Genomic DNA, 7,627 nt, shown 5'->3' on the forward strand with positions numbered 1-7,627 from the left:
CTTCCCAACCAGCGCGCCAACGCCGGTCTTGATCAGAACAACAGGACTTTCAGATCATCCTCGGGAAGGTGCGCCCACTTACGCCGCCTCGCCGAGAGTCATCCACAAGTTCTGATCATTGCTCGACCCGCACAGTCGATTCGCTGAGCCGCAGACTGCCTGGCCCGGCTATGTCAACCTGAGCCTCGCACCAGAGAGCGGGCCGCCTATAACCCGCACGTGAGGATTTCGCCGCCAGCCGCCCCTACGACAGTGCTGGTGCAGCCACACCCCGACATCATCGACGCACTGCACGCGATCATCAAGGCAACGAGGATCTTGCTGACACGGGGCATGACTCAACTCCGCTTTTTGTCGAAGGAACTTTGCCCGAGGCCACCATTTTATCCTGCGGCGGGCCTCCCGATCTAGAAATTTCCTGGAACCGAACCGCAAGTGGTCTACGTAAACCTGTTGATCGGGTCGCCCCTCGCTCTCCTAGGGGTGGCCCGGTCTCAGCCTCACGATGTTCGCGGAAACGGGCACCAGCGCCGCGCGGCCGGGCGTACGCTCTCAGTCCATGACCAGGGGAAAGAAGCTCATACTCGCGCTGACCCTGATGGCCGGCGTCTCAATGCCGGTAACAAGCTGCGCCCCCGCCATAGCGCCGCTGTGCACACCGAACCCACCCGCGGTCCTCTGCACCTATCCATAAAGTTGAGCCCTAGACTGCGGGTGCGGCCAAGTCGTCGCATTGACTTGTATGGGATCTCCATGTGACCTCAGCGCAAAGTGTCGCGGCAGAGGTCGTGTTGAGCGATGTCGACGATCGTCGGCCCGAGCGCGTTGTAGTAGATGCCGAAGGTTTGGGCCGCGGTCTGTGGTGACTCGCCAGCACGGATCTCGCTGCATACCCGGTAACCGTCACTGACAGCTTTGGCCGGGATCAGGAACGGCACGCCGTGAGCCTGCAAGTCAGCCAAGTACGAGTTCTCGTCAGCGTACGCGGGTGCGATGCCTACGGTCGCCGCAGCGGCGCCGCAAGCGATCATCAGGCCAACCAGGATTTTGCCGACACGAGGCATGAGGTCAACTCCGCTTTTCCGCCGAAGGATCTGTTCGCCCGAGGCCAACAATGTACCCGGGTAGGGTCGACCGTGTCGGTGATTCCGTGGAACCGAAAAGCCCCTTAGCTGGGCGTCCAAGGACATAATCACCGCTCGCCACCGCCGCAACAACAGATTTCGGCGCGGCCTTTCGCGGCGCACGCTTCGTCGGCACCTTCTCACCCCTCACACCGCGCAGCTTCCGCTCAGTCACTCCGTGAACTCTCGATCGTCTCGCCGGTCGCCTGCAGTAGCAGCTCGTCGAGCCGAGTGCGTATGGCATGCCATCCACCCCGCACAAGGGAAAGTGTCCCTTTCGATGTTCCTGGTTGCTCCAGGTCTATGAATGCAGCCCGAAGGACGGGCCGCGACGACCTGAAGGAGATCACCATGAAGAACACCACCCGCAAACCAACTCGCATCCACTACGCCGCCACGCTGTTTGGCGCGCTGGCCATCGCCGCGTTGGCCCCTGCCACCGCCTACGCCGAGCCCAACGGGCCCACCGGCCCGAGCGGCGGATGCCACTACACCGACCCCGATGGCTACGACATCCCGATTGACGAGGGCCAGGGCGTCATCGTCGGCGGCAAGCTCGTTACCTGCACCGGCGGGAAAATCGTCGTCAGTGATGCGCCGGCACGCACGAATCCCCACCGGCCGGTCGCACCGCCCAATCGCGCTCCGGTTCTGACCCGGAAAGCGTAAGCCTCGCAAACACACTGAAGCCGTCACTGATTAGCCCAGCATTTCGGGCAGCAGTAGCCGTGTGTTCTGTCGCCGGCGACAACGAGCCAGCGGGAGCCTCCTATGGGCTGTGCATCATCAAGGACGGACGACGTCTTCAGTTGTCAGATGGATATTCCCAGATGTTTGTGTGGTTCAACTCGTGATGATGCACGCACACCATCTGCTTGCCCTGCCCGTCTGTGGCGGGTGGGGCGCCCAGCGGGCACTGGTCACCCGGCGACGGCGCCAGCGGTGCGAACACCAGCGCGGCGATCATTGCGAACTTCATACCAAAGACACGATGTCAGCGAAGGATTTGTTCGCCGTCAGCCCGGGTCGATCACTTGCCACCGTGAGAGGGCGAACGACCAACTTTCGACACCAGCATCGTCGGTGTCTGCCGGCTGCACACCATGCGAATCGACTGGAGGCCGAGTTGAAGAAGATCCGTCGCTACAAACTGATCATTGTCGATGAGGTGGGCTACATTCCCTTTGACCAGGATGCGGCGAACCTGTTCTTCCAATTGGTGGCGTCGCACTATGAGCAGGGCTCGATCATGGTGACTTCGAATCTCCCGTTCGGACGCTGGGAAGAAACCTTTTCCGACGACGTTGTTGCCGCAGCAATGATCGACCGCCTCGTGCACCACGCCGAAGTGCTTACCCTAACGGGCGATCCCTACCGCACGCGCCAGCGCCGCCAACTGCTAACCAAAGACAACCGGACTGCCCACGAATGACCCCGTGCGATTAGGTGCGCCAAACACGCTGGGCCACGCGGAAAAAGTTGCCGCCGAGGACGGCGTGGATGTCGGTGCTGGCCCATCCGCGTTGGCTGAGGTGCTCGCCGAGCGTTAGTAGCGTCTCGGGGGTCATCCACTGGATCCGTCCCCAACGCGTGTAGCCGTCGTCGAACATGTGCGGGTTGCGGGTGAGTTCATCGATGAAATCGGCGTAGTCGAAGGAGAAGTCGCTGCTGATGCCGACGTGGTCAATGCCGACCAAGTCAACGGCGTATTCCAAGTGCCGAGTCATCGCTTCCAGCGTGGGCGTATTTGGTCCAAGGAAGATGCCGACGCCGGTGATTCCGATGACACCGCCGGTGGCCGCGCAGGCACGGGCTTGGTCGTCGCTGATGTTGCGGGGATGTTCCCAGACCTCACGCATGCAAGAATGGCTGTAAATCACTGGGCCGGTGGATGTCTCGCAGATATCCAGCCCCGTGCGGGCGCTGCAGTGTGAACCGTCGGGGACAATGCCGACCGCGTTCATTTCCTCAATGATCGAACGTCCCCAGGCGGTCAGGCCACCATCGGTCGTGTCGAGGCATCCGCTGCCGGCGCGGTTGGCATGGTTATAGGTGGGCAGCAGTGTGCGCACCCCAAGTTCGGCCAGAACGGCAAGATTGGCGAGATCATCGTCGAGAGGCCGCGAGTCCTCTAGATCGAAGACCACCGCGATGCGGCCACTGGTGGTGATCGCTGAGACGTCCCCCACTGTGGTCGCCAGCTCCAGGTGCGGATGGCCCTCGACCGCGAGACGGTAGTGCCGCAGCAGTGCCAGGGTGTCGTTGAAGCTGTGCGGCGAATAACCTGCGTTGACCGACACAAATGCGCCGCCGTCACGCTGGTAGCGCGTCAACGGAGCGACATCGGTGCCGGTCTGCAACGGCAGACACAAATGTTGGTCCCACAGAAGCGAGGTCATGAAAACCGATCCTGCATTTCCGCGCCCACAAACTGGGCTGCCGATCCGAACCGAGCGCCTGACCATCCGCCCGGTTCGCCCCAGCGACCTTGAGGCCATGCACACGATCTACTCAGACCCCGAAGCAACGCGATTCCTGAACCATCCCGAGTTTGATGCACACCTCGTTTCGTGTGACCGGTGTGCTTCCCGATCTGGTGGTGAGCGTAGTACGCGGCCGTTGACGCTAGGTTCGGTTCGGCGAGTTGGTGTCGTACCAAGCAGCCCAGATCTCGGGGCGGAGCCGGCCGCGGTCGGGTACCGGCAAGCCGGCGCTGCGAGCCCAGGCGCGGACTTCCGCGGTGGATGGTGTCGGCGCTGCGGGTGCCTGGTCGAGGTGGGCGATGTCGACTCTGATCGGTGAGATACGTTGTATGGCAGCGTGTTCGGTGGTCGCCCAGGCGTTGGCGGCGGCGAGGAACCGGTAGGTCCATTCCTCGGCGAGCTGGCGGGTCTCGCAGAACACGACGGGCACGTTCGGCCAGCGGATCTGCAGCTCGGCGAGCCCGTCGGCAACCATCGCGGGCCGGACGCGGTCAAGCTTGAACAGCTGCGAGTAGCGATCCTCGATCACGACCGCCGCACGCGGGAGCGCGGCGAGGTCGCCGACCTGGTAGCGCAGCTTGCCGCCGGTGAGGCTGGCGACCAGATCGACCAGTGACTTGCGTTCCACGCTGGCGACGAGCTGACCATCGACGACGATCCCGTAGTCCCCGCACGGCAGCGCCCGCTTGACCGTGGTGACCTGCTGGGTTGCGAACCGAAAGGCGTACTGCTCGTGACTGTCGACAACGATCTGCAAGACCTCGATGCCGTGGGCGCGGGCGGTCGGGGTGCGCACGTTCGGGCGCGCCTGCTTGCGGGTGCGCGGCGACTGCCAAAACACCACGTCGCGGCCACGAGCCTGGGTGAACACGAGCTGGGAGCGGTTGTGCCGGGACCGCTCGGCGATCACGTCGATCGCCGCGCCGCGCCGACTGCACGACCGCAGCGGCACTCGTTCGACGATCACCGGATCGTCGGGCCACTCATCCAGCCCTACCGGGTAGGCGAACAAAGCCTTTTCCCGCGGCCAGGTCCCCGACGTGCGGAACAGCAGGTCACCGCCAGCGAGCGGGACCCTCAGCAACAACGGCAGCCGGGAGTCTTCGTCCGGGTTGACCGCGATCAACAACTCCGCCACGAGCTCTGAGTCTGCCGGGCCGCAGTGGCGTTCGGTGGCGCACCCCCGCCGCGACGCCGGACCTACGGACGGCCGATACCGTCGCCGGCTTGCAGCCGCCCGTAGTACTCGGCCTCGGCTTCTGTGGGTGGGATCCGCCGAAGTCGGTGCATGAGCCGGTGCTCGTTATACCAGCTCACCCACGCCGACGTGATGTTCTCCAGGTCGGCCAGGGTGCGTATCGGCCCGCTGCGAAACGGGGAACTCTCCCGGACGCACTCCGTCTTGTAGAGCCCGATCGTCGTCTCGCACAACGCATTATCGAGGGCATCACCGACCGTCCCAACCGATGGGATGAGCCCGGCCAGCATCAGTGTCTCGCCGTAATGGATTGCAGTGTACTGACTTCCGGCGTCACTGTGATGGATTGCATCGTTGAACGGATGATCTTGGCGGAGACGGAACTGCGCTGCGTAGCGCAGCGCGCGTTCGACAAAGCCGGTGTCTTTGGTTAGCGAGCACTCCCAGCCGGGGATCAGCCCGGCGTAAGCATCGACCACAAACGCGGTGTAGCCGAACCCGCAGGTCATAGGCACATACGTGAAGTCGGCTACGACCAGCATGTTTGGCGCTGAAACCCGCCACTGCCGGCCCACCAGGTCTGGTGCGCGGGCCGCGGCCGGATCCGGTTCGGTGGTGCGTGGTATGCGACGAGCGCGGGTCACCCCGTGCCAGCCGCTGGCACGCATGATCCGTTCCACCGTGCACCGCGCCACCGGGATACCCTCCCGCTGCAGGTGCGCCCACATTTTCAGACTGCCGTACAGGCATTCCGGCGGGCGTTTGCCGTCGGAACCGGGTTCGTAGTAGCCGGCGAGGATTTCGGTGATCGTGGTGTCCCACAGCGCCCGTTTTGACGGCGCTGTCGCGCGGTGTGCCCAGTAGGTGCGCGGGGCGATCTGCACGCCATGCACGGCCAGTGCCCGGCAGATCGGTACGACCCCGAACTTCTCGCGGTGGGCGTCGATGAACGCGCAGATCAGTGGTGTCGCGGGTCGCACTCCCGCGCAAAGAAAGTTGTTGCGGCCTTGAGTATTTCGACGGTGGACTCGAGCTCCTTGCATTTGCGGCGCAGCTCGCGAAGCTCCCGCTTCTCCTCGCTCGAGACGCCCGCCGCCTCACCGGCATCGATCTCACTTTGGCGGACCCACCTGCGCAGTGTCTCTGCGCTCATCCCCAACCTGCCCGCGATCGCCTTGATCGCCGCCCACTCGGTCTGGTAGGCACCGACATGCTCGCGGACCAGCCGCACCGCCCTGGCCTTGGTGTTCTCGTCGTACCTGATCGCCATCGCGCCATCCTTCCCTCAAAGGAAGGTGTGCATAAAACCCGGGACGGTTCATCCTTCCTGGTGGCGTCCGCGACCACGCCGGCACTCGCCAACGGGTCACAGAACTGATCAGCCATCACGACCGACACGGCGTCAGCAAATGGGCGGTGACCCTGTCGGAATCTGGCCTGCTCGTCGGTGACTGCGGACTGCAATTCCTGCCCGGACGAAACGACCTCGAGCTGGGCTTCCACTTCGCACGCCCTCATTGGGGCCACGGCTATGCCACCGAAGCCGCATCAGCATGCCTGACCTGGGCACTAGCCAACCGAACCGAACGCATACTCGCAATCGTCGACCCAGACCACCATTCCTCGCAACGCGTTTTAGCCAAGGTCGGCATGCGGCCAATCGGCCGTGACCACATCCTTGACCGCAGCTGGATCGTCTACGAAGTCCACCGCGAAACCGATCACTAGGACGGTTGGGGGTCAAGTTTCCGGATTTGTTTCAGGGTTAGTTTTCAGCAGGCGTTGACACCGGGTTCTCGCGCTCCTCTAAGCGTTCAAGCACTTTGTCGCGTCTCAACTTTGAGCAGTCTGAGTAGCGATGAGATCGTCGCCGCCGCGAAACCCCATGGGGCGCTTGTGATGAGGGCATTTGGGTTGGTTCAATGCGCTGGCTCTTGAGGCGGGAAGCCGTCTGAGTACTTTGGATCTTGGGATTCAGACACTGGTGTCACGCGGTGACTCACTGGTGTCGCCGGATGGCTGTCTGCTGGTACACGCTTGCACCCTCCCCCAACCCACTACTTCGAGGGGTTGCGGGCTTCCTCGTAGCGGGCTGAGGCCACCAAAGCCACGCTGAGCAAAACCAGCAACGGCACGAACACGAACGGGTACGTGGCGACCGCGGCTAAGCCGATGATCACGCTCGGCACCGTCAGCGCTAGCGCGGCCGTGGGATGCCGACTGCTTAGGCTGATGATTCTCGTCAGCGCCGCGGACAGCTCTGCGGCCCGCGGGAGACGATCCGGACGTCCACCGTACGAGTAACGGGTTTCCAGGCCGCAACCCATGCAGGTGCGCCCATACGAGTAGCGGGTTTTGAGGCCACAACCCATGCAGGTTTGGGTGGTCATCCGGCCATGGTCTCATCGTGTCGAGCGGCGTTCGCGGCTGGCACCTGCGTCTGCGGCCCATTCATGAACGTCCTCACGGGCGGTGACTGATCGCAGCCACGCCCCACGACGGGAGAATGCGCACGTGAAGACGAACTCCGGCTACGCCCGGGCCCTCTACACACTGATGGCTGTGCTGTTCCTGGCCCCGTTCGTGCTGAATGTCTGCACTCACGGCACGACGCTGGGCCTGATCAGCACCGGAGGCCTCACCGTATTGATGGCCTACCTCGCCTACCGGGCCTGGTTCGGCAAGCGCCGGATAAACCGGCTCTTCGCAAATCAGAGTGCATTGATGAGTTGGTGGAGTGCGCCGCTGTGCAGTAGTGAGCGCCAGCGGTAGTTGGTGAGGTTTCTGAATCCGAGGGCGTTGCGGCGCAAGGCTTCCAGTCG

At 63.3% G+C, this 7,627-nt stretch carries 8 protein-coding genes, 2 pseudogenes and 1 other annotated feature; of the genes and pseudogenes, 4 read left to right on the top strand and 6 right to left on the bottom strand.

Annotation, left to right across the window (positions count from 1 at the left end; genetic code table 11):
* Positions 1-761 precede the first annotated feature (761 nt).
* Complete coding sequence (locus tag H7J89_RS00080) at positions 762-1,064, bottom strand: DUF732 domain-containing protein (RefSeq protein ID WP_264035541.1); 303 nt, start codon at positions 1,062-1,064, stop codon at positions 762-764.
* Positions 1,065-1,475: 411 nt separating this feature from the next.
* On the opposite strand from H7J89_RS00080, the gene H7J89_RS00085 reads away from it, so the two are divergent.
* Positions 1,476-1,793: a hypothetical protein gene (locus H7J89_RS00085; RefSeq protein ID WP_264035542.1), complete on the top strand. Its 318-nt coding sequence runs from the start codon at positions 1,476-1,478 to the stop codon at positions 1,791-1,793.
* 136 nt (positions 1,794-1,929) lie between these two features.
* Here the strand turns inward: H7J89_RS00085 and H7J89_RS00090 are convergent, their stop codons facing one another.
* Complete coding sequence (locus H7J89_RS00090; protein ID WP_264035543.1) at positions 1,930-2,103, bottom strand: hypothetical protein; 174 nt, start codon at positions 2,101-2,103, stop codon at positions 1,930-1,932.
* 108 nt (positions 2,104-2,211) lie between these two features.
* Here H7J89_RS00090 and H7J89_RS00095 point away from each other — a divergent pair.
* A pseudogene (locus H7J89_RS00095) lies at positions 2,212-2,556 on the top strand (ATP-binding protein); the annotation flags it as partial.
* A gap of 10 nt (positions 2,557-2,566) precedes the next feature.
* Here H7J89_RS00095 and H7J89_RS00100 read toward each other — a convergent pair.
* The 3 genes from H7J89_RS00100 to H7J89_RS00110 form a co-directional block, all read right to left on the bottom strand.
* The gene (locus H7J89_RS00100; RefSeq protein WP_264035545.1) at positions 2,567-3,523 is read right to left on the bottom strand and encodes a dipeptidase; all 957 of its coding nucleotides are present in this window, start codon (positions 3,521-3,523) and stop codon (positions 2,567-2,569) included.
* Between the two features lie 226 nt (positions 3,524-3,749).
* Positions 3,750-4,745, bottom strand: coding sequence for an ERCC4 domain-containing protein (locus H7J89_RS00105; RefSeq protein WP_264035546.1), 996 nt, complete (start codon positions 4,743-4,745; stop codon positions 3,750-3,752).
* 62 nt (positions 4,746-4,807) lie between these two features.
* Positions 4,808-6,075 (bottom strand): IS3 family transposase gene (locus tag H7J89_RS00110; RefSeq protein ID WP_264035547.1). Its coding sequence is split into 2 segments (ribosomal slippage): positions 4,808-5,793 and positions 5,793-6,075, totalling 1,269 coding nucleotides; the frame shifts between segments, so codons are not numbered across the junction.
* Positions 5,675-5,803, bottom strand: a sequence feature (AL1L pseudoknot). (Overlaps the previous gene by 129 nt.)
* A gap of 50 nt (positions 6,076-6,125) precedes the next feature.
* On the opposite strand from H7J89_RS00110, the gene H7J89_RS00115 reads away from it, so the two are divergent.
* Positions 6,126-6,533 carry a GNAT family N-acetyltransferase gene (locus tag H7J89_RS00115; RefSeq protein WP_264035549.1) on the top strand — a complete coding sequence of 136 codons (408 nt, stop codon included), beginning with the start codon at positions 6,126-6,128 and terminating at the stop codon, positions 6,531-6,533.
* A gap of 329 nt (positions 6,534-6,862) precedes the next feature.
* On the opposite strand, the gene H7J89_RS00120 is transcribed toward H7J89_RS00115, so the two are convergent.
* On the bottom strand, positions 6,863-7,195 hold the full coding sequence (locus H7J89_RS00120) for a hypothetical protein (RefSeq protein ID WP_264035548.1): 333 nt from the start codon (positions 7,193-7,195) through the stop codon (positions 6,863-6,865).
* A 124-nt stretch (positions 7,196-7,319) separates the two neighbouring features.
* On the opposite strand from H7J89_RS00120, the pseudogene H7J89_RS00125 reads away from it, so the two are divergent.
* Positions 7,320-7,505: pseudogene (locus tag H7J89_RS00125) on the top strand (hypothetical protein); the annotation flags it as partial.
* Positions 7,506-7,627 lie beyond the last annotated feature (122 nt).

It is taken from the genome of Mycobacterium paraffinicum, assembly GCF_025822865.1.
Lineage (GTDB): Bacteria > Actinomycetota > Actinomycetes > Mycobacteriales > Mycobacteriaceae > Mycobacterium > Mycobacterium paraffinicum.

Coding starts and splice junctions, on each gene's coding strand:
- H7J89_RS00120 (WP_264035548.1), bottom strand. CDS start 7,195: ATGACCACCCAAACCTGCATGGGTTGTGGCCTCAAAACCCGCTACTCG.
- H7J89_RS00080 (WP_264035541.1), bottom strand. CDS start 1,064: ATGCCTCGTGTCGGCAAAATCCTGGTTGGCCTGATGATCGCTTGCGGC.
- H7J89_RS00085 (WP_264035542.1), top strand. CDS start 1,476: ATGAAGAACACCACCCGCAAACCAACTCGCATCCACTACGCCGCCACG.
- H7J89_RS00090 (WP_264035543.1), bottom strand. CDS start 2,103: ATGAAGTTCGCAATGATCGCCGCGCTGGTGTTCGCACCGCTGGCGCCG.
- H7J89_RS00100 (WP_264035545.1), bottom strand. CDS start 3,523: ATGACCTCGCTTCTGTGGGACCAACATTTGTGTCTGCCGTTGCAGACC.